The organism is Bradyrhizobium sp. UFLA05-108, assembly GCF_059803455.1.
This window is the reverse complement of record NZ_JBANAZ010000054.1, coordinates 33,527-54,259: the sequence shown is the minus strand read 5'-3', so window position 1 is coordinate 54,259 and position 20,733 is coordinate 33,527. Positions and strand designations below refer to the sequence as shown.

Genomic DNA, 20,733 nt, shown 5'->3' with positions numbered 1-20,733 from the left:
GTGTCGTCGGCGAAACGTGGGGCTGACGCGCGCTGGCCCCGGCTCAGCGCGACAGGCGCTTCAGCTCGGCGCGAGCCTTCTCCGCGAGCGGGTCGTCCCCGTGGCGGGCAATGAAGAGCTCCAGCGCCTCGGCCGTTCCCTTTCGGCGAGCAAGCTCGTACTCCTCGGCGACGGCAATGGAGGGATCGCGCGCCGGCGGCATGATCCCGGCGCGCCCGGGTTTACCTGCTTCCTGCGCCTCGGCTTTGCGAACCATGACGGGCTGTTCCTCCAGGAGCGGGTGATCCGAGCCGGCGAGCGCGGCGAGGGCCACGAAAAGGCCGGCCGCAGGGCGGAACGGTCCCATGGGTTGCCTCAAGATTGCTGCGGTGGTCTCGTCCAACCCCGTGTAAACACAGGGAGACTGATTAACAAGTCGTTATCAGGGCGGCTTCGCACAACCTATCCAAATTAAAACAAACATATAAAACGAGGCCTTAGAATTGGCGCGGCGCCCCGAATCAGGGTGCGCTCGGCGCTACCGGGAGAGTGATCATTGGCTACCGCGGTTACCATCGGCGCAACCGGCAATGCCGACATCGATGGAATGCTGTCCGGTTACAAATGGACCGGCACGATCACCTACAGCTTTCCGGATGCCTCCGGCGACTACTCGAACCCCTATACCGGCGGGAACGGCGAGCCGACCACATCGGGCTTCTCTCAAGCCCCGAGCCAGATGCAGGCTGCGATCAACTACGCGATCGGGCTGATCCAAAGCTACACCAACGCCACCATCCAGTACGCCGGGACCAACGGCGCGGATATCATGGTGGCGCAGTCGCCGGCCGCCAATCCGACCTCGTACGCCTACTATCCAAATAGCTATGCATCCGGCGGCGACGTCTGGTTCGGAACCGCATACAATTATTCGCAGGCCTCGCTCGGCAACTATTATTTCGCGACCGCGCTGCACGAGCTCGGTCACGCCTTCGGCCTGAAGCACAGCCAGGAGACCGGCGGCCCCGCCAACGTCGCGGTGCCGAGCGCGCATGACGATTCCGAATACACCGTCATGAGCTATCGCAGCTATGTCGGAGCTTCGACGACGACCGGCTACACCAATGAGGCGTACGGATATCCGCAGACCTACATGGCCAACGATATCCTCGCGCTGCAAACGATGTACGGCGCGAACTACACGACCCAGAGCGGCAACACGGTCTACACCTGGAGCCCGACCACGGGGCAGGAGTTCATCAATGGCGTCGCGCAGCTTGCGCCGGGTGGCGGAGCCGGTGGTTCGGCCAACCGCATCTATGAGACGATCTGGGATGGCGGTGGTGTCGATACCTACGACCTGTCGAACTATGCGACGAACCTGACCATCAATCTCAATCCCGGCGCATCGTCGGTATTCTCGAGCACGCAGTTGGCCTATCTCGGCAACGGCCACTATGCGGTAGGCAACGTCTACAACGCCTATCTCTACAACAACGACGCACGTTCCTACATCGACAACGCGATTGGCGGCACCGGCAACGACACGATGATCGGCAACGCCATCGCCAACGTGCTGAATGGCGGCTCGGGCAACGACACCATCACCGGCGGCGGCGGCAACGACACCATCATCGGCGGCGCCGGGACCGATACGGCGGTGTATTCGGGTAACAAGGCCAGTTACTCCATCACATATGATGCGAACTCGCAGACCTTCACCATAAGCGATCTGCGCTCCGGCTCACCCGACGGCACCGACAGCCTGACAGGGGTGGAGAATTTTCAGTTCGCGGACGGTACGGTCGCCAGCGCTAGCCTGATCAACGTTACGATCGAGGCGCAAGGCTCCACCAAGCTGGTGCAGACAGGCACGAGCTATTACCTCGACAGCATCAGCACCGGCAGCGGACCCGTTCTGAAGATTTCCGGCTCAGCGCTGGTGTCGACCAGCTATGCGCCGTGGGCGCCAGTCGGCGCCGAGCAGGTCGGCAGCGGATATGATGTCGTCTGGAAAAATCACTCGACCGGGCTGTACACCGTCTGGAGCACCGACAGCAACGGCAACTATATCTCCAATCTCACTGGCGATCTGTCCGGCACTAGCGCGTCCCTCGAGTCTTTCGAGACCACCCTTCAACAGGACCTCAACGGCGACGGCACGATCGGTGTTGTCACGACCACCATCGAGGCACAGGGCTCCACCAAGCTGGTGCAGGTAGCCGATAACTTCTACCTCGACGATATCAGCACCGGCAGCGGGCCTGTCCTGAAGATTTCCGGCTCGTCGGTCAGCGCCCAGGCCTACGGCACCTGGGCACCCATCGCAGCCGAGAAGACGGCGAGCGGATACGATGTGGCGTGGAAGGACTCTGCGACGGGTCACTTCACGGCCTGGAGCACTGACAGCAACGGCAACTATACCGGCAATATCGTTCCCGAGGTGACCGGGACGAATGCGTCATTTGAGTCGCTTGAGACCACCTTTCAACAGGACCTCAACGGCGACGGCACGATCGGCATTCCCACCACCACCATTGAAGCACAGGGCTCTACCAAGCTGGTGCAGGTGGGTGACAACTTCTACCTCGACGCTATCAGCACCGGCAGCGGACCTGCTCTGAAGATTTCCGGCTCAGCATTGGTGTCGACCAGCTATGCGCCGTGGGCGCCAGTCGGCGCCGAGCAGGTCGGCAGCGGATATGATGTCGTCTGGAAAAATTCTTCAACCGGTCTCTACACTGTCTGGAGCACCGACAGCAACGGCAACTACGTCTCGAGTCTCACTGGCGACCTGTCCGGCACCAGCGCGTCCCTTGAGTCTTTCGAGACCACCTTTCAACAGGACCTCAACGGCGACGGCACGATCGGTGTTGTCACGACCACCATCGAGGCACAGGGCTCCACCAAGCTGATGCAGGTAGCCGACAACTTCTACCTCGACGCTATCAGCACCGGCAGCGGGCCTGTCCTGAAGATTTCCGGCTCGTCGGTCAGCGCCCAGGCCTACGGCACCTGGGCGCCAATCGCGGCCGAGAAGACGGCGAGCGGATACGATGTGGCGTGGAAGGACTCTGCGACGGGTCACTTCACGGCCTGGAGCACCGACAGCAACGGCAACTATACCGGCAATATCGTTCCCGAGGTGACCGGGACGAATGCGTCGTTTGAGTCGCTTGAGACCACCTTTCAGCAGGACCTCAACGGCGACGGCACGATCGGTGTTGTCACGACCACCATCGAGGCACAGGGCTCCACCAAGCTAGTGCAGGTAGCCGACAATTTCTACCTCGACGCTATCAGCACCGGCAGTGGGCCTCTCCTGAAGATTTCCGGCTCGTCGGTCAGCGCCCAGGCCTACGGCACCTGGGCACCCATCGCAGCCGAGAAGACGGCGAGCGGATACGACGTGGCGTGGAAGGACTCTGCGACGGGTCACTTCACGGCCTGGAGCACTGACAGCAACGGCAACTATACCGGCAATATCGTTCCCGAGGTGACCGGGACGAATGCGTCATTTGAGTCGCTTGAGACCACCTTTCAACAGGACCTCAACGGCGACGGCACGATCGGCATTCCCACCACCACCATTGAAGCACAGGGCTCTACCAAGCTGGTGCAGGTGGGTGACAACTTCTACCTCGATGCTATCAGCACCGGCAGCGGGCCTCTCCTGAAGATTTCCGGCTCGTCGGTCAGCGCCCAGGCGTATGGCACCTGGGCGCCAATCGCAGCCGAGAAGACGGCGAGCGGATACGATGTTGCGTGGAAGGACTCTGCGACGGGTCACTTCACGGCCTGGAGCACTGACAGCAACGGCAACTATACCGGCAATATCGTTCCCGAGGTGACCGGGACGAATGTGTCATTTGAGTCGCTTGAGACCACCTTTCAACAGGACCTCAACGGCGACGGCACGATCGGTATTCCTTCGGCGGGTGCCACGGCCGACGCGTCATCTGCGACGAATTTTCTCCTGCGACATGACGAAGCGTTTGTTTTCCGATCTGAGATCCAGCCCATTGGGCAGATCGAGGCTACTGGTCCTGCCAACATCGGATCGCCGGATCTTTCGAGCGGGCTTCGAAGCATCGGATTTCACTTCGAGACGCAAGCGTCCTCCTTTGATCATGGAATCTGGGCAAACCATCAGAGTGATCCGGCCGTGTCCCATTTTGATGGTTCAGGCCTATCTCATATGACCGACGTTCTGATGCGAAGCTTCCTCATCCACTAGGCTGACGCGTGCACACGTCGAGCCCCTTTGCGCCGCTGGACCGGACCCCTTGGTGAAGGTTCGTAATCTGGGGAGTGACGGTGGTGCGGGCTCACGCATCGTGCCGCCGCTCATGTTCACCAGCCGCGTCCATGCCGGGCGGAACCGGCCGTTTGCGCCGCCTCGTCCACGTGGTCGGCCAAGATCTTGCCCGGCCTGACCCAGCGACTGCTGCTCATTCGGCGTTCCTGCGCTTCTGGACCGGCGACGTGCTCGCGGCCTGGCAGATCTGGTCCCCGGCTCCACGGCATTGCCTAAGCTGCTCAACCGCCTTAAGACGCGCCTGCGAGGCCTATCAAGTCGCCCGAAAACGTGTGTTCCGTTGCCGCAATCGACTAGCGATCGAGGACGGCCAGGCATGGCCTAATGGTTGGAAATCGTGTGAGTAAAAGTCCGCCCGATCTGCTCGGAAATTCGGCTTGGAACGCAATTGCGTTCGTGGTGGCGGTGGCGCTCAATCTGGCCATCCTGCCGTTCGTCGTGCTCCGCCTTGGCCCAGCTTCTTTCGGCGTCGCGGGGCTGGTCACGGCCTCCATCGCGCCGGCGCTCGTGTTCAGCAATTCGCTGGCGATGTCGACGGCGCGCGAACTCGCGCAGCGATTGGCGCCGTCCGATCGCGACGAGGCGCGAAGGTTGTTTGCAACCGCCATGGCACTGGCAATCGGTGCGGGCACCCTGATTGCGGCGTTCTATGGCTTCGCCGGCGCGCCGCTCGCGCGCCTCGGATTCCATCTCAGCGGACCGGTCGCCGACGATCTCGAGCGCGCCTTCGCGTTGGCGAGCTTCGGCTGGCTGTGCCAATGTTTGTCGGCGATCCTTCTCACACTGTTCACCGCCCGCCAGGATTATCGGCGGATTGCGTCGATCAGTATCGTCAGTACGGTTACCGCGACCGCATCCATGCTGCTCCTCGTCCCATCCGCGCCGCATGCGTCGACATTTCTAGGCTGTCAGGCACTGGGCTTTGCGGCCAGCCTGCTCGCGACGCTCGGCTGGTCCCGGCAGGCGATCGGGAATTGGTTGGCGCGACCTGCGATTCATCGCGGTGCGCTGCGAAAGCTGGTCCGTCTCGGGGGCTGGCAATTGGTGGCCCAGGGCGGTGCATTATTTGCCGCGCAGGCAGACCGCTATCTCCTCGGCGCACTTCTGCAGCCGCAATTCGTGGGGTTCTATGGCGTCGCTCAGCGCCTCGAGGAGGCTGTCTACATCGGGGTCCTGAAAATCGGCGAAACCCTGTTTCCGTTCTTCAGCTCGCTGCACAAGGAGGCGGAAGACCGCAAGGTCGATCTGCTGCTCCGCTCGTCCTGGATCCTCAACGTACTGGCCGCGAGCGCGCTCGGCGGGCTCATTCCCGTCGCCGGACCGCTGCTGCACCTGTGGACGGGGGCCGAGGTCGCGGCCGAAGGCGAGAGGGTGCTCGTGGTGCTGTCGGTCGCCGGAATTTTGGGATCGAGCGCAAACGTCCTTGCATTTTATTTGCTGGCGCAGGGACGATCCCGCGCCAATGCGTTGATCGCGCTCTGCACCGGCGTCGTTACGCTGACGACCAGCCTGATCGCGCTGCCGCGTTTCGGCTGGCAAGCCGCGGGCTGGAGTGCCTGCGTCGGTATGATCGCGCAGATGATCACGACGGTGCTTGTGGTGCGCTCCAGTATCAAGATTGCCGGTATGTGGTCACGCGTGCTCCACTTCATGCTGATGCCGCTCGGTGTCGGAATTCTGGTGGCGCTGGTGCTTCGCCATGGGGTCGATCGCATCGCCTTCGAGTCCGCGCCGGCATGGTGGTATGTCGGCGGCGTGGCGTCACTATCGGCTGCGACCATCTTTGTCGCCGCGGTCGGCGCATCGCAGCTTGGTCCCTATCGCGCCGTCTGCTGGCGCGACCTTCGCGCCGTCGTCGGCCGTTTCATTCCGATCAAGGCGGTCTAGGGAATGTGCGGAATTGCCGGCATATTGGACTTTCGCGGCAATGCCGTCGCGCCGGCCGACATCAAGCGGTTGACGGAGCTGCTCGCGCATCGAGGGCCCTTCGGGGAGGGTATCTGGTCGAGCGCAGACGGAAGCCTCGCGTTCGGCCACCGTCGCTTGGCGATCATCGATCCCGGCCAGGGCGGTTATCAGCCGATGATGTCCGCCGATGGTCGCCACGTCATCGTCTACAACGGCGAGATCTACAATTTCCTCGAGTTGCGCCGCGAGCTCGAGGAACGGGGCGCCGCCTTCCGCAGCCGGTCCGACACCGAGGTCATCCTCGCGGCGTGGCAGGCCTGGCGCGAGGATATGCTGCTGCGTTTCAACGGCATGTGGGCGCTGGCGATCTTCGACACCATCAGCGGCGAGTTGTTTCTGGCGCGTGATCGCTTCGGCATCAAGCCGCTGTTGTATGCCCTGTCGCCCGAACGCTTCGTCTTCGCGTCCGAGCAGCGTGCGCTGGCGCGGAGCGGATTGATCGATGCGTCGATCGACACCGATGTGGCACCGCGCATGCTGCTCGATGCGTTCGGCGTCGAGGGTAGCGAGCGGACGCTGTTCCGCAACGTCCGCCGGCTCCAGGCCGGTCACTGCATGTGGCTGCGCCACGGCAAGGTGGACGTCCGGCGCTGGTGGCGGACCGTTGACCATCTGCCGGACATACCGCGCACCGAAGCCGGGCGCGTGGAGCGCTTTCGCGAGTTGTTCCAGGACGCGGTGGCCTTGCGGATGCGCAGCGATGTCCCGATCGGAACCTGCTTGTCCGGAGGCTTCGATTCCTCGGCGGTGATTTGTGCGATGGCGGCGCATGAGAGGGCCGGCATGGGGCCGCGCGACAGCACCGCATGGCGGCACGCCTTCGTGGCGACGTTCCCGGGCGCCGCGAACGACGAACGGCCGATGGCCGAGGTCGCGGCCGCCTGGGCCAGCGTCACGCCCACGTTCCTTGAAATCGGGCGCGGAGATGCGTTGACCGATATCGACCAGATCCTGGACGACAATGACGACGTCTATATCGGGCTGCCCAGCGCCGCGTGGCTGATCTACCGCGAGCTGAGACGCCACAACGTGACGGTGTCGCTGGATGGTCACGGCGCGGACGAGCTGATGGGCGCCTATTTGCAGGACGGACAAGTGGGCGCCTTCCGAATTCGCAATGCTGCGGCCGACCTTGCTTCCCGCTCGGCGCTGGCGCGGCGCGGCGTCGATCTCGTGCGGGCGTTGACGATCAGGGCCCGCGGACACTACTTCCTGCGCGGCGGTCTGTTGAACGTTCCTGCGGAGCTGCCGCTGGTCGCCGAAGACCACGAGCTGCCGCGCGAATGGGGCGCCTTGAATCGCCGGCTCTACCGCATGTTCCACAGCACGGTGCTGCCTACCATTCTGCGCAACTTCGATCGCCTTTCGATGGCGCACGGCATCGAGGTTCGCATGCCGTTCATGGACTGGCGCCTGGTGACCTATACGATGGCTCTGCCGGAATCGAGCAAGCTGTCGGACGGCTACACCAAGGCCGTCGCGCGACGGGCGATGGCCAACCTGATGCCGGAGCAGATCCGGACCGCGCGCCGCAAGGTCGGCTTCAATTCGCCGATGCCGGAGTGGCTCAACGGCCCGCTTGCCGGCTGGATCGCAGCCTTGCTCGAGCGCAAGGTGCCGGCATTCGCCGAGCTGGTCGATGAAGCCAGCCTGTCCGCGACGGTCGGCCGCTTGACCGCGGCCAAGGCGTGGGACTGGGAGGCGGCCGGCCGGATCTGGCCGTATCTCAATATGAAGTGGACGCTGGCAAGGTACGCTTAGACATGCGAGTTTTTCAGAATTGCGGTCTTACGACGTCCTACCTCGCGCGCCTGGATCGCCTGGCACCAGAAGGTCTGAGTTTTCAGGAACGGCGCAACGCGTTTCTCAACGATCGGTTTGGCGCGCTTCACTTTCTGCAACCTGTGCTCGACGGTGATACGAGTGCCTTTCTGACCTGCGCCAACGATAGTCGTCTACAAGGCCGGTGGGCACGCGAACATGGTATTCGTCAAGGAGCCGCACTGGAAGACATTCTGCTCGCGCAGATCGAGCACCACAGAACCGAAGTGCTTTACAACCTCGATCCAGTCGCGTTTCCGAGCACCTTCGTTCGCAGGCTGCCCGGTTGCGTGAGGAAGACGCTCTGTTGGCGCGCGGCGCCGTCGGGAAACGCAGACCTGACGGCCTATGGTGCTGTGCTCGGAAATTTCCCGTCGATTCTGCAGTCATGGCGCGACAAGGGGTGCCGGGCGGAATGGTTTTCTCCCGCGATCGATTCCGCTATGAGCGAGTACGTGCGGGATGAACGCCCCATCGATGTTCTGTTTGTGGGTGGCTACACACGGCATCATTCGGCGCGTGCAAGAACGCTGGAGAAGGTTGCTGCCCTCGCCGGAAGCCGACATATCGTCTATTGTCTTGACGCGTCGCGATTGACGAGGCTCGCGGAGAGCTCGATCGGCCATTTGCTGCCGCTCCAGAGGCATCGGCGCCCCAAGATGGTTGCAGGAATTGCCAGGCCGCCGGTCTTTGGAAGAGAGCTCTATGAATTGATCGGACGATCCAAGGTCGTCCTCAACGGGGCGATCGACATGGCAGGCGAAGATCGCGGCAACATGCGCTGTTTCGAAGCCATGGGGTGTGGTGCGCTGCTGGTGTCGGACGCTGGCAACTATCCCGAGGGAATGGTCGCCGACGAAACGATGCTGGTCTATCACGATGAGACGAGTTGTCTTGAACAGATCGAGCGAGCTATCACCGACTGGACAGATGTACGGCAAATAGCCACGAACGGACGAATTCGAGTCAATGATATCCACACCAAGGCGCGTCAGTGGGGCCTCTTTCAGGCGATCGTAGCGGGTCTCTAGCCATTTGACGCGCCGCGCCGAATGTCGTCCATTGGAGATCGAGCCAGATTTTTGGGATGTGTCCCGTGCACTTTCGGACCGAGGCGTCGGCGCCATACAAGAGGAAACGTTGATGCCCAGCCTTGCCGAGCTTGCGCGCCATTGTGCAAGGTTCATAGACGGGATTAATCTCCATTTGCTCGCCCAACGGCTCATCGGGCGTGCCACCTGCCGCTTGCAAGAGGGCGCTTTTCTGGCCCACTGCGCAAGGATCAGGAACGCGCTTGGCGACAGCGATCAGATCGTCATTGGTCGCTATTCGCATATCAGGGGCGAATTGATGGTGCTCGGTCACGGCGGCCGGATCTCGATTGGAGAATGGTGTTATGTGGGCGTGGGGACGCGGATTTGGTCGGGGGCGTCGATCGAAATTGGAAATCGCGTCCTGATCTCACATGCCGTGAACATATTCGACAATCTCTCGCATCCCATCAGGGCCGCCGAGCGGCACGAGCAGGCCAGGCAGATTTTTTCGACAGGCCACCCCAGGGCGGTATTTCTGGATGATCGTCCGATTAAGATCAGTGATGACGCCTGGATCGGCGCCGGCGCGATGGTCATGCGCGGCGTTACGATTGGGGAGGGCGGGATCGTAGCCGCAGGAGCGGTTGTGACCAAGGACGTTCCGGCCTACGCGATTGTTGCTGGAAACCCGGCAACCGTCGTCAGGGAGTTGTCTCCGGATGAGCGATGAGACAATCAGCAAGGCGTCAGATCGGCCGCCGATTCGGCCCGCGGAATGCAGCTAGTTGAGCACAAGATAGTTCGATGTCCATCTGGGTCACAGGCGCTAACGGGTTCATCGGCCGCCATCTCGTTCGTGAGCTGGCGCTGACCGGCAATGCCATTCATGGGGTCGGGCACGGTGCGCTCGACCCATCCGACGCGCGCCGGCTCGGCCTGCAGACCTGGATCAATGGCGAGGTCGATGCGGCCAATCTCAACATGCTTGCGGCTGCGCATGGGCTGCCCTCGCAGGTCTTTCACCTCGCGGGCGGTTCTTCCGTTGGGCTGTCGATCGAGCGGCCCTTCGAGGACTTTTCCCGAACCGTGACCAGCACGGCCCGCCTGCTGGAATGGCTGCGCGGTTTTGCGCCCCGGTGCCGGCTGATCGTGGCCTCGAGCGCGGCGGTCTATGGTGCGAACCATGCAGGTCCGATCTCCGAGGACGCGACCTTGACGCCGATGTCGCCCTATGGCGAGCACAAGCTGATGATGGAGCAGCTGTGCAGAAGCTACGCGCGCAGCTATGGGATCGGCTGTGCCGTCGTGCGCTTGTTCTCGGTCTACGGACCGAACCTGCGCAAGCAATTGCTTTGGGACATCTGCTCACGGTTGAGGGCTGGCGAGCCTGTGCTGACGCTCGGCGGCACGGGAGCCGAAATCCGGGACTGGACCGACGTGCGCGACGTCGTTCGATTGCTGGCGTGGATCGGACAAGGCCCGCAACCGGACGGCCTCTTCGTGGTCAATGGCGGCTCCGGGATGGGAGCGAGCGTGGCCGAAATTGCAGGTCACCTCGTCAAGAATTGGGGAAGCGGCACCGTCGTCCGCTATTCCGGCATCGCGCGACCGGGCGATCCTGCAAGCCTGCTCGCCGATCACCGACGTCTCGGCGAGATGAAATTCGATTGGCACACTCCGCTCGAGCGCGGTCTCGCCGACTACGTGGAATGGTTCAAGGGTCAGGATCGTGACTGAACAAGCGACGCTGCGGGTCGCTTTCACCAATATTCCCAGGCGTCTGTGGGCGGGGGGATATAATTATCAGCGTAATCTGTTCGAGGTCTTGAACCGGCATCGTCCCGGTGCGATCGCGCCGGTCCTGTTCGCAGGCGCAACGGATGATGACGACGAGATCGCTGCCTTCACGCGGATTCCGGGCGTTGAGGTGGTCCGCTCGCCGGTGTTCGATCGCGCCGGCGGCCATCTCTTCCGTGCACTCGCCTTCGGACTCGATACGCCCGCTTCCGCTTTGTTCCGCAATCGCAAGATCGACATGGTGTTCGAGTCCGCGCGGTTCTTCGGTTGGCGCTTGCCGTTTCCGGCGATCGCCTGGTTCCCCGATTTTCAGCACCGGCTGCTGCCGCATCTCTTCTCGCGCGCCGCATATTGGCGGCGCGATCTCGGTTTCCGGGTCCAGATCGCGTCGGGCCGGCACATCATGCTGAGCAGCACGAGCGCGCTTGGCGATCTCAGAAAATTCTATCCCGGCCTGCGAAACGGGGTCTCGGTGGTTCGCTTCGCCACCGAGCCGCCGCCAAGTCTGCTGGCAACGAACCCGCTCGATGTTCTCGCGCAACATGAGCTGCCCCGGCGATTCTTCTACTTGCCGAACCAGTTCTGGCGGCACAAGAACCATCAGCTCGTCGTAGATGCGCTCGATCTGCTCAAGCGACGCGGCTTCGATGCCGTCGTCGCTGCTTCCGGCAGCACCTACGATCCGCGCGAGCCCGAGTATTTCGATAGCGTCATGGCGCAGGTCAAATCGCGCGGTCTGGGCGCGAACTTTCGTCATCTCGGCATGATCCCGCTGGATCATGTCTATGCACTGCTGCGTTCGTCGACGGCACTCATCAATCCGTCGCGCTGCGAGGGGTGGAGCACGACGGTCGAGGAAGCCAAATCGTTCGGCGTCCCGATGCTTCTATCTGGCCTCGATGTTCACCGCGAACAGACCGGTGGCGCGGCGCGATATTTCAGCGTTGACGATCCCGAGGCGCTGGCCGGTCACATCCAGGATGTTGCCGGGACCGCGCCAGACATGGTCGTTCGGCAGCTGCAGCCGGATCTGGACGACCGGGTTCGCGCGTTCGTGGCGGATTTCGTCCAGCTTGTGACCGATGTGATGCGCGGCGCAGGAACAAGGTAACGGTCGGCTCGCGCAGGGAGGCCTGCCTTGTGCCTTGATTTGTCGCGTTGTTTGGATAGAAACAGGTGCGGGTTCACCGGAAAACGCGCGTTTTGGGGCTTTCAAGCCCTCCAGGGGCCTTCGCTCCGACGACGGCGGGGAAGTCTTGATGATCAGATTTGGCCTGCTCGGATGCGGGCGTATTGCCAGGCGGCATTCCGACCTGTTGGGCGGCAACCATATCGTGGGGGCGAAGCTCGTTGCCGTCTGCGATTCCGATCGAGCGCGCGCCGATGCGATCGCCGCCAAATTCGCCGTCGCCGCGTACGGTGACATCGATGAGTTCCTGTCGCGCGACGACATCGACGCCGTTGCCGTGCTCACGCCGAGCGGGCTGCACCCTCGGCACGCGATCGCATGCGCGCGTGCCGGCAAGCACGTCGTGGTCGAAAAACCCATGGCGCTGCGTCTCCAGGACGCCGATGACATGATCCGCGCCTGCGACGAGGCAGGTGTCAAGCTCTTCGTGGTCAAGCAAAACCGCTTTAACGTTCCGATCGTCAAGGCACGCGAGGCGCTCGATGCCGGCCGGTTCGGCAAGCTCGTGCTCGGCACCGTGCGCGTGCGCTGGTGCCGCGATCAGAGCTATTACGATCAGGACTCCTGGCGCGGTACCTGGGCGTATGATGGCGGCGTGCTCACCAACCAGGCCAGCCACCACATCGACATGCTGGAATGGTTTTTTGGCGACGTCGTCAGCGTCCATGCCCGCAGCACCACTGCGCTTGTGAAGATCGAGACTGAGGACACGGCGGTGGCGACGCTGAAGTTCCGCAATGGCGCTCTTGGTATCATTGAAGCAACCACCGCGGCGCGTCCAGCCGACCTTGAAGGCTCTCTGTCCATTCTTGGCGAAAGGGGGACCGTGGAGGTCGGAGGTTTCGCCATGAATCAGATCCGGCACTGGCGTTTCGAGAGCGAACTGCCGTCGGATAAGGAAGTGATCGAGAAATTCTCGGTCAACCCGCCGAACGTCTACGGCTTCGGCCACCAGGCTTATTATCAGCATGTCGTCGATTGCATCGTCGACCGTGGCGCCGCGCTGGTCGATGGGCTCCAGGGCCGCAAGAGCCTGGAGCTGATCTCGGCGCTCTACGAGTCGATCGAGACAGGGCAGGAGGTGTCGCTCCGCTTCATGCCGCGTCGCAGCCGCCTGGGTGTCGCCTCGTGAACCAGCCCGAGCTGCATTCAGTCGGTATCCGCGACGTCGCGTTCGGCGCCGGCGTGAAGGTCGTTGAGCCCTGCAACCTCTATGGCTGCGCGATCGGCGACGACTGCTTCATCGGGCCGTTCAACGAGATTCAGAAGGGAGTCGTCATTGGTGCTCGCACGCGTGTGCAATCGCACAGTTTCATTTGCGAGCTGGTCACGATCGGTGAGGATTGTTTCATCGGCCACGGCGTGATGTTCATCAACGATACTTTTGCGAGCGGCGGTCCGGCACGTGGCCGCAAGGAATTGTGGCGCGAAACCAGGATCGGCAATCGGGTGTCCATCGGCTCGAACGCGACGATCATGCCGGTGCAAATCGTCGACGACGTCGTGATCGGTGCGGGTGCGGTGGTCACCAAGGACATCACCGTCGCCGGCACGTACGCCGGCAATCCAGCGCGCCGGCTTCGGACGTAGAGGCTTGCATGGCGGTTCCTTTCGCTGATCTTCAGCTCCAGTATCAGACCATCAAAGGCGAAATCGACGCAGCGATCGCGGCCGTGATCCGCGACAACGCGTTCATCCGCGGGCCCTATGTCGAGAGGTTCGAGCGGGAGTTCGCCAAGGTTGCGGCCGCCGAGCATTGCGTCTCGTGTGCCAACGGGACGGATGCGCTGTACCTCGCGATGAGCGCGCTGAAGGTGAAGCCAGGCGACGAGGTGATCACGACGGCGCATTCCTGGATTTCGACCTCCGCGATGATCACGCATGCCGGGGCAACCGTGAAGTTCTGCGACACCGATGGGGCGACCTTCACGATCGACCCGGCAGCAATCGAGGCGGCGATCACGTCCCGCACCGTCGGCATCATTCCGGTGCACCTTTACGGGCAGGCCGCCGACATGGACGCGATCATGGCGATCGCGAAGAAGCATGGATTGTGGGTGATCGAGGATTGCGCGCAGGCGCATCTGGCAAGCTACAAAGGCCGGATGGTCGGAACTTTCGGCGACGCAGCGACCTATTCGTTCTATCCCGGCAAGAATCTCGGTGCGATGGGCGATGCCGGTGCGGTCGTCACCAACAATGCGGCGCTCGCCGAGCATATCGCGATGCTCGCCCGCCACGGCGGAATCGTGAAGCACCAGCACCAGATCGAGGGGATCAACAGCCGGCTGGATGGCATGCAGGCGGCGATCCTGTCGGCCAAGCTGCCGCATCTGGCTGATTGGACGCGGGCGCGCCAGGAGGCCGCGAAGTTCTATGATGCCGCGCTGAACCAGATCGAGGGCATGCACGTCCCTCAAATGGCGCCAGGGCGAAGCCACGTCTATCACCTCTATACCATCAGGCACGCCAAGCGCGATCAGCTGGCCGCCCATCTGAACGCCAGGGGAATCCAGACCGCCATCAACTATCCGACGGCGCTGCCGCTGCTTCCGGCCTACCGGCGTTTCGAGCACAGTCCGGCGCAGTTTCCGAATGCCTATGCCGACCAGCAGAGCATCCTGTCGTTACCGATGTTCGCGGAAATCACCCCTTCGCAGCTGGAAGAGGTGGTGCGTGCGGTGCGCGAGTTCTCGGCCTGACAATTTTCGGCCAGGCGCCATTTACGACCTGTCTTCGAAAAACCTCCGCGGCGCCACGTACCAGAGGAGGAACAGGAACATCATGCCGTGCGAGAGCAGGGCGACCGTGAGCGGGACGTTGAGCAGAACCTGCGGCAGCGCGCTGGCGGAGACGACGATGAAGCGGGATGGCAGGCCGGCGGAGACGCGGTTGCCGAACGCAAACACCAGGCCCGATATCAGCGCCGTCAGTGGTGCGAAATAGGGGCCGACCGAAGCGATTCCCTCGGTTGCAAACAGGGACGCATTGAGATTTCCGAAGCCGTAGGTGTTCTGCATCACGACCGACAGCGGGTCCTGATACGGGCAATGCGTCACCGTCTTCAGAAGCGAGATGTGACAGAACCAGGTGAGGGGGTGATAGGAAAAGAAATCGTTGTAGATGTCCAGCGCGCTCGATGCCGTTGCCATCATGCGGATGTTCACGACGTCGAAGTACTTGCCGACGGGATGGTCAATTGCCGCATTGGTGATCGCGATTGCGACAAGCCCGACCGCCATGGGAATGAGCAGCGACAGAATGACGGATGTCCGCGCCGCAAACAGTCGCGTGAGGATCGTGAGCGCGATCAGCCAGGCCGGCGCGAAAAAGGCAAATTTGGTCAGCGTTATCGGGTAAAGCAAAAGCAGCAGGACAAGTACAGCGGCGACGCGCCAGTAGCAGCCACGCATCCAGTAGCAGGTGAAGGCGAACGGCAGGAGCGTGCTGGACGTCATGCCGATCAGGTAGCGGACCGGGCCCGGAAACTGGATCTCGTCGCGATAGTCGTAGATGTGGGCGATCGACACCAGCCTGAAATTGTAGGTCGACGCTACCGCAATGACCGCCACACACAGCGCCAGGATCAAGTTCAAGAGGCGCTCGAAATTCGCGTCTGACAGGACGACGATCTGCCTGATCGGCGACCTGATGAACAGGACCGGGATCAGGAACAGCACCAGCGAGAGCGCGGCCGATATTCCGGCGGTCCTGTGGTCGTAATTGTATTTCGAGAACGTGTCGATCCACAGGAAGCCGAGGATCATGGTGTAGAGATAGAAGCCGACGAAATAGCCGAAGCTGAATCGGGCGACCACGAAGAGCAGCGACACCGTCGAAAAGGCGAGCGCGATTGACGCTGCGATCCACAGCCGCTCTTCGCTGAACAAAATGTAAGACTGATAGTTGGCGACCTTGATCAGCGACAGGCAGGTGACGGCGCCGTGAAGGAGCACGAGCAAGGCGAACCCGTGCCGCGACTCAAGTCGGGATCGCAGACCGACGACGGTGTCGTAAAGGGAAGCCATCGTGGACAATGGGGAATGTCGCGTGTCCGATCAGGCCAGTTCGAGCGTGTGCTTGAAATAGGCGATGGTCTCCTTCAAACCATCCTCGAGCGCGACCTTCGGCTGCCAATCCAAAAGTGCCTTTGCCTTGGTCAGGTCGGGCTGGCGCTGTCGCGGGTCGTCCTGCGGCAGCGGCTTGAAGATCAGCTGTGAGCGCGAGCCCGTGAGCTTGATGACCTTCTCGGCGAGCTCACGGATGGTGAACTCCGAATTGTTGCCGAGGTTGATCGGCCCGGTCACGGCCTCTTCAGTCACCATCAAACGGGTGATGGCTTCGACGAGATCGTCGACATAGCAGAACGAGCGGGTCTGCCCGCCATCGCCGAACACGGTGATCGGCTCGCCCCCGAGCGCCTGGACGATGAACGACGACACCACGCGTCCGTCGTTCGGCTGCATGCGCGGGCCGTAGGTGTTGAAGATGCGCGCGACCTTGATCGGCAGGCCGTGCTGGCGCCAATAGTCGAAGAACAGCGTCTCGGCGCAGCGCTTGCCTTCGTCGTAGCAGGAGCGGATTCCGATCGGGTTGACGTTACCCCAGTAGTCCTCGGTCTGTGGATGGATCAGGGGGTCGCCATAGACCTCGCTGGTGGAGGCCTGGAAGATCCGCGCCTTGAGCCGCTTGGCGAGCCCCAGCATGTTGATGGCGCCGTGCACGGAGGTCTTGGTGGTCTGCACGGGGTCGCGCTGGTAGTGGATCGGGGAGGCCGGGCAGGCCAGGTTGAAGATGGCGTCGACCTCGATATAGAGCGGGAAGGTGACGTCGTGCCTGACCGCCTCGAACAGCGGGTTGGCGATCAAATGGGCGATGTTGCGCCGGCTGCCGGTGAAATAATTGTCCACCGAGACCACCTCGGCGCCCGTCTTGAGTAGCCGCTCGCAGAGATGCGATCCGATGAATCCGGCGCCCCCGGTCACGAGGATGCGGCTGTTTTTGTTGCTTTGAAACGGCATGATCGGTTCCAGATTTGTTCGCGCGGAGTGGCCGGCTGAGTGGTATCGGCAACGGCCGGGCTCGCCAATAGCGAAGTGCTTTTGAGAACTTAAGGTATTATAATACCCCTACTTTGCATGGGGTTGTTTTCAACATTTTTGGGGGCGGGCGACTAGAACTCCCGGCGCTTCAGCCACGCACGCGCACCCCAATGGGCGAAGCACCAGGCCGATTTGAGCAAGGGCAGATGCTCGACATTCCGATAGATCTGCCAGACCCATTTGGCGGAGCGGACGGGACGGCTGGAGACCGAGGCGCCCCTGACGCGATAGCGTGCCAGATCCTCATTGAGGCCGAAGGCGGAGTGGCCGGGCCTCAGGATCGAGAGCCACAGGCAGAAATCGTCGTAACCCTCGTTCTTCATGGCGACGGGGCCTGCGATCTCGCGGTCCACCAATGCCGTCAATGTCGCAATCGAGGTGTTCTTGAGCAGTTGCTCATAGGTGAGCGAGGCCGGCACCTCGATCAGGCGGCCGGTGGTCGTATTGCTCTCGTCGATGCGGCGGAAGGCGGTGTAGCTGAGCGCGGCACGCTTTTCGCGAGCAAAGGCCAGCTGCCGCTCGAGCTTGTTCGGCAGCCACAGATCGTCACTGTCGAGGAAGGCGAGATAGCGGCCCTGCGCGTGGTCGATCGAAGCTTGGCGCGCCAGCGCCGGGCCGCCGTTCTTCGCCTGGCGGATCAGCTTGACACGCGGATCGCGTGCGGAGATCGCCTCGATCAGTTCGGGTGTCTTGTCGGTCGAGCAGTCGTCGGCGATCAGGAGTTCCCAATCGGCAAAGGTCTGGGCCTGGACCGATGCGATCGTTTCCTCGATGAAGCGCTCGACGTTCCAGGAGGGCGTGATAATCGAAACGAGCGGCATGGGCCCTGATTCCGTTCAAGTCGCACTGACGGGCTCGGTGATCGCGGCGCGCAGGGACGCCGCGAACGTGTCGAGCAGTCTTGGATCGCTGATATAGAGTTCGCCCGGAAACGACCGCCGCCAGGCCGCTTCGAGATAGGGCGCGACCTTGGCCGGATCGAACGGGCCGGCGCGCAAGGCCTCACGCAGCCGCGCGGGCACGTCAGCGAGGCGATCAACCGCGTAGACCAGCGGGCAGGAACGGTAGAAGGCATCGCCCATCACCACAACCGGCTTACCGAGCAGGAGCGCCTCGGCGCCCGACTTGCTGTTGACGGAGATGACGGCATCGGAGCGGTTCAGCACCGTGTAATTATTGGTTTGCGGCGGCAGCAGGACGAAGTTGTCGAACCGGCGCGCCAACTCGAACAGGCGTTCGGCCGAGATCGCGCCGATCTGGGCCGGATGCTCCTTCACCACCAGCAGATGCGAGTCCGGGATGGTTCGCAAAAGGAAATCGACGGTCGCGACCTGGTCCAGATAGTCGGGCGAGCGCAGCGTCAGTGCCATGTCGGCGGGAACGTGGAAGGGATAGTAGACGAAAGACGTTTCCGGTATCGGCTTGTAGAGCTTGCGCAATCGCGTCGCATTGAGTGCCATCGCCGCGTGCACGCGGGCGTGGCGCAGATTGTGTCCGAACTCCTGATGCTTGCCGAGTGCGAACTGGTCCCAGAGCTTCTCAGTGAGGCGCTGCGCATTGCGCAGGTTCGCGACCTTCTTGAAGGCCGCCGAATAGTGATGCTGGTCTTTCTTTGGGATGACGATCGCACGCTGTTTCAGCGTATCGTCGAGATAGACCTGGACCTCGGATGACACGGTGTCAGAGGGCTTCGCCATCACGTCGGGCGCGGCGAGGCTGTCGGGCGTGAAATACATGCGGCCGCGAAAGAACGACGGCTCGATGAACCAGTTGCGGATGCCGCGGCGCTTCGCAGCGTAGAAGCTCGCGATGACGGAAAGAAAACCGCCGAGCTCCTGCACCAGCTCGGTGCGACGGCCTTGCGCGTTCAGCCGGTCGAGCACGGCCTCCATCGCGTTGGCGTAGATCATGAACCGGCGGCGCAGCGCCGCAGTGTCGCGAATGCCGAAGGTGAAGCGCTCGTGGCTGAACAGGAAGTTAGTGCCGTCAAGTCCGTAAAGAGCAACGCGTGCGTCAAAGGCCGCCCCGTCTTCGGGCGCAGGCCCGACCTTGAGGCCCTCGCGAAACATGTTGGTGACCGGCACGCCTTCCGCTTCCGACATCTCGGCGCTGCGATCGTCGAAGGCGAGCAGCGCGACGTCATGTCCTGCAGCGCGCAGCCGCTGCGCCACCGGAATCCAGAACCGGGTCTGGTATTCAGCGAGCGTCGTGATCAGGATGGTTTTGGAAGAGCTCATGCTTCGGTAGAGTTGCCTGGTTGCGGCTTCCGCATATAGAACCCAATGCAATAGCTCAAGCGCCGATTCGGGCTGTTCCAGCTCCGAATTGTGCTGGCCAACAGTCCTCCTGGGCTAACATGGCTCCCATGAACGATATGCAGCGGGTCATCATTCGCGTCGACGCCTCGGTCCAGATGGGGATGGGCCACTTGACGCGGTGTCTAACGCTGGCAAACGTGCTCGCCGAAGGCGGCACAAAGTCCTGCTTTCTCATGCGTGGCCACGCCGCCTCGCTCGTCGCGTTGGTCGAAAGCAATGGGCATGCGGTGCGGCTTCTGCCCGACCCGCCGGCGAGCAATCGGATGATCTCCAATTCCGTACGCTCGTATGCGCACTGGTTGCCGACGACGTGGCAGCATGACGCGGAACAGACGTTTGAGGCCATGGACGAGATCGGCCCGGTCGACTGGCTCATCGTCGATCACTACGCCCTTGATGCCGATTGGGAGAGCGCATGCCGGCGAAAGGGTGTGCGAATTCTCGCGATCGACGATCTCGCCGACCGCCTGCATGACTGCGACATCCTGCTCGATCAGAACCTCGTTGCACAGATGGATACGCGCTATCGGGATCGCGTATCCACAGCCTGCGTCCAATTGCTCGGTCCGCGCTACGCCTTGCTTCGTCCGGAGTTTGCCGCACAGCGTCGGTTGCTGGTTGCGCGCAACGGCGAGGTCGGCCGCATCCTGGTCTGCTTTGGCGGTTCCGATCCGACCAACGAGACGTCGAAGGCGCTGGAGGCGATCGCGGGCCTTGTCGAATCGCGACTTGCTATGGATGTCGTCATCGGCTCGAGCAACCCGCACGCCGATTCGGTTGCGCAGCTTTGCGGGAAGCTGCCAGGTGCAGACCTGTACCGGGGTGCGGACAACGTCGCCGAGCTCATGCGGCGGGCGGATCTTTCGATTGGGGCAGGCGGTGTCATGAGCTGGGAGCGCTGCTGCCTGGGCTTGCCGGTGGTCGCGGTCGATATCGCCGCAAACCAGATCGGTGGGCTCGTCGCGTTGGAAAAGGCGGGGGCGGCGATTTATCTCGGGCCGGCCGCTTCGGTCACAGGACACCGCCTTGGCGGCGCCATTCGCGCGCTGCTGGACGATCCGGCCCGGACAAGGGCCTTGGGCGAGGCTGCCCTGGCGCTGGTGGATGGACAAGGCAGCCACAGGGTGGCGGCCAGCATGCGGTCGGAGGCCCCCGGGTAGGCCGCCTTACTTCTGTGCCCGGAATTGGCTACTCGGCTGGTGCGGGG

16 protein-coding genes are annotated in these 20,733 nt (G+C 62.4%); 11 read left to right on the top strand and 5 right to left on the bottom strand.

The genetic code is table 11. The annotated features are described in order from the left end of the window. Positions 1–43: 43 nt before the first annotated feature. The gene (locus SO140_RS32020) at positions 44–346 is read right to left on the bottom strand and encodes a hypothetical protein (protein WP_449379025.1); all 303 of its coding nucleotides are present in this window, start codon (positions 344–346) and stop codon (positions 44–46) included. Between the two features lie 189 nt (positions 347–535). On the opposite strand from SO140_RS32020, the gene SO140_RS32015 reads away from it, so the two are divergent. From SO140_RS32015 to SO140_RS31970, 10 genes are all read left to right on the top strand, one after another. Next, positions 536–4,216: a M10 family metallopeptidase C-terminal domain-containing protein gene (locus tag SO140_RS32015; RefSeq protein WP_474800814.1), complete on the top strand. Its 3,681-nt coding sequence runs from the start codon at positions 536–538 to the stop codon at positions 4,214–4,216. Positions 4,217–4,636: 420 nt separating this feature from the next. After that, positions 4,637–6,184 (top strand): lipopolysaccharide biosynthesis protein, encoded by a 1,548-nt coding sequence (locus SO140_RS32010; RefSeq protein WP_449379027.1) that lies wholly within the window; start codon positions 4,637–4,639, stop codon positions 6,182–6,184. 3 nt (positions 6,185–6,187) lie between these two features. Continuing rightward, the gene (asnB, locus tag SO140_RS32005) at positions 6,188–8,026 is read left to right on the top strand and encodes an asparagine synthase (glutamine-hydrolyzing) (protein ID WP_449379028.1); all 1,839 of its coding nucleotides are present in this window, start codon (positions 6,188–6,190) and stop codon (positions 8,024–8,026) included. A gap of 2 nt (positions 8,027–8,028) precedes the next feature. Further along, on the top strand, positions 8,029–9,117 hold the full coding sequence (locus SO140_RS32000) for a glycosyltransferase family protein (RefSeq protein WP_449379029.1): 1,089 nt from the start codon (positions 8,029–8,031) through the stop codon (positions 9,115–9,117). Between the two features lie 112 nt (positions 9,118–9,229). Beyond that, positions 9,230–9,850: an acyltransferase gene (locus SO140_RS31995; RefSeq protein WP_449379030.1), complete on the top strand. Its 621-nt coding sequence runs from the start codon at positions 9,230–9,232 to the stop codon at positions 9,848–9,850. 74 nt (positions 9,851–9,924) lie between these two features. Next, on the top strand, positions 9,925–10,857 hold the full coding sequence (locus SO140_RS31990) for an NAD-dependent epimerase/dehydratase family protein (RefSeq protein WP_449379031.1): 933 nt from the start codon (positions 9,925–9,927) through the stop codon (positions 10,855–10,857). Next, complete coding sequence (locus SO140_RS31985; protein WP_449379032.1) at positions 10,850–12,028, top strand: glycosyltransferase family 4 protein; 1,179 nt, start codon at positions 10,850–10,852, stop codon at positions 12,026–12,028. Before SO140_RS31990 ends, SO140_RS31985 begins: the two co-directional genes overlap by 8 nt. Before the next feature lie 148 nt (positions 12,029–12,176). Next, positions 12,177–13,238, top strand: coding sequence for a Gfo/Idh/MocA family protein (locus tag SO140_RS31980; RefSeq protein WP_449379033.1), 1,062 nt, complete (start codon positions 12,177–12,179; stop codon positions 13,236–13,238). After that, on the top strand, positions 13,235–13,696 hold the full coding sequence (locus SO140_RS31975; RefSeq protein WP_449379034.1) for an acyltransferase: 462 nt from the start codon (positions 13,235–13,237) through the stop codon (positions 13,694–13,696). Before SO140_RS31980 ends, SO140_RS31975 begins: the two co-directional genes overlap by 4 nt. An 8-nt stretch (positions 13,697–13,704) precedes the next feature. Continuing rightward, positions 13,705–14,808, top strand: coding sequence for a DegT/DnrJ/EryC1/StrS family aminotransferase (locus SO140_RS31970; RefSeq protein ID WP_449379035.1), 1,104 nt, complete (start codon positions 13,705–13,707; stop codon positions 14,806–14,808). A 21-nt stretch (positions 14,809–14,829) separates the two neighbouring features. Here the strand turns inward: SO140_RS31970 and SO140_RS31965 are convergent, their stop codons facing one another. The 4 genes from SO140_RS31965 to SO140_RS31950 all read right to left on the bottom strand — a co-directional run bounded on the left by SO140_RS31965 (position 14,830) and on the right by SO140_RS31950 (position 19,445). After that, positions 14,830–16,062, bottom strand: coding sequence for a hypothetical protein (locus SO140_RS31965; RefSeq protein ID WP_449379112.1), 1,233 nt, complete (start codon positions 16,060–16,062; stop codon positions 14,830–14,832). A gap of 102 nt (positions 16,063–16,164) precedes the next feature. After that, positions 16,165–17,127, bottom strand: a complete 963-nt coding sequence (locus SO140_RS31960) for a UDP-glucuronic acid decarboxylase family protein (protein WP_498543566.1) — start codon at positions 17,125–17,127, stop codon at positions 16,165–16,167. 152 nt (positions 17,128–17,279) lie between these two features. Then, positions 17,280–18,029, bottom strand: coding sequence for a glycosyltransferase family 2 protein (locus tag SO140_RS31955; RefSeq protein ID WP_449379037.1), 750 nt, complete (start codon positions 18,027–18,029; stop codon positions 17,280–17,282). Positions 18,030–18,044: 15 nt separating this feature from the next. Continuing rightward, a complete protein-coding gene (locus SO140_RS31950) occupies positions 18,045–19,445 on the bottom strand; it encodes a capsular polysaccharide export protein, LipB/KpsS family (RefSeq protein ID WP_449379038.1) in 1,401 nt (466 codons plus the stop codon). Positions 19,446–19,573: 128 nt separating this feature from the next. Here SO140_RS31950 and pseG point away from each other — a divergent pair, with 128 nt between their 5' ends. Then, positions 19,574–20,686: a UDP-2,4-diacetamido-2,4,6-trideoxy-beta-L-altropyranose hydrolase gene (gene pseG, locus SO140_RS31945; RefSeq protein WP_449379039.1), complete on the top strand. Its 1,113-nt coding sequence runs from the start codon at positions 19,574–19,576 to the stop codon at positions 20,684–20,686. Positions 20,687–20,733 lie beyond the last annotated feature (47 nt).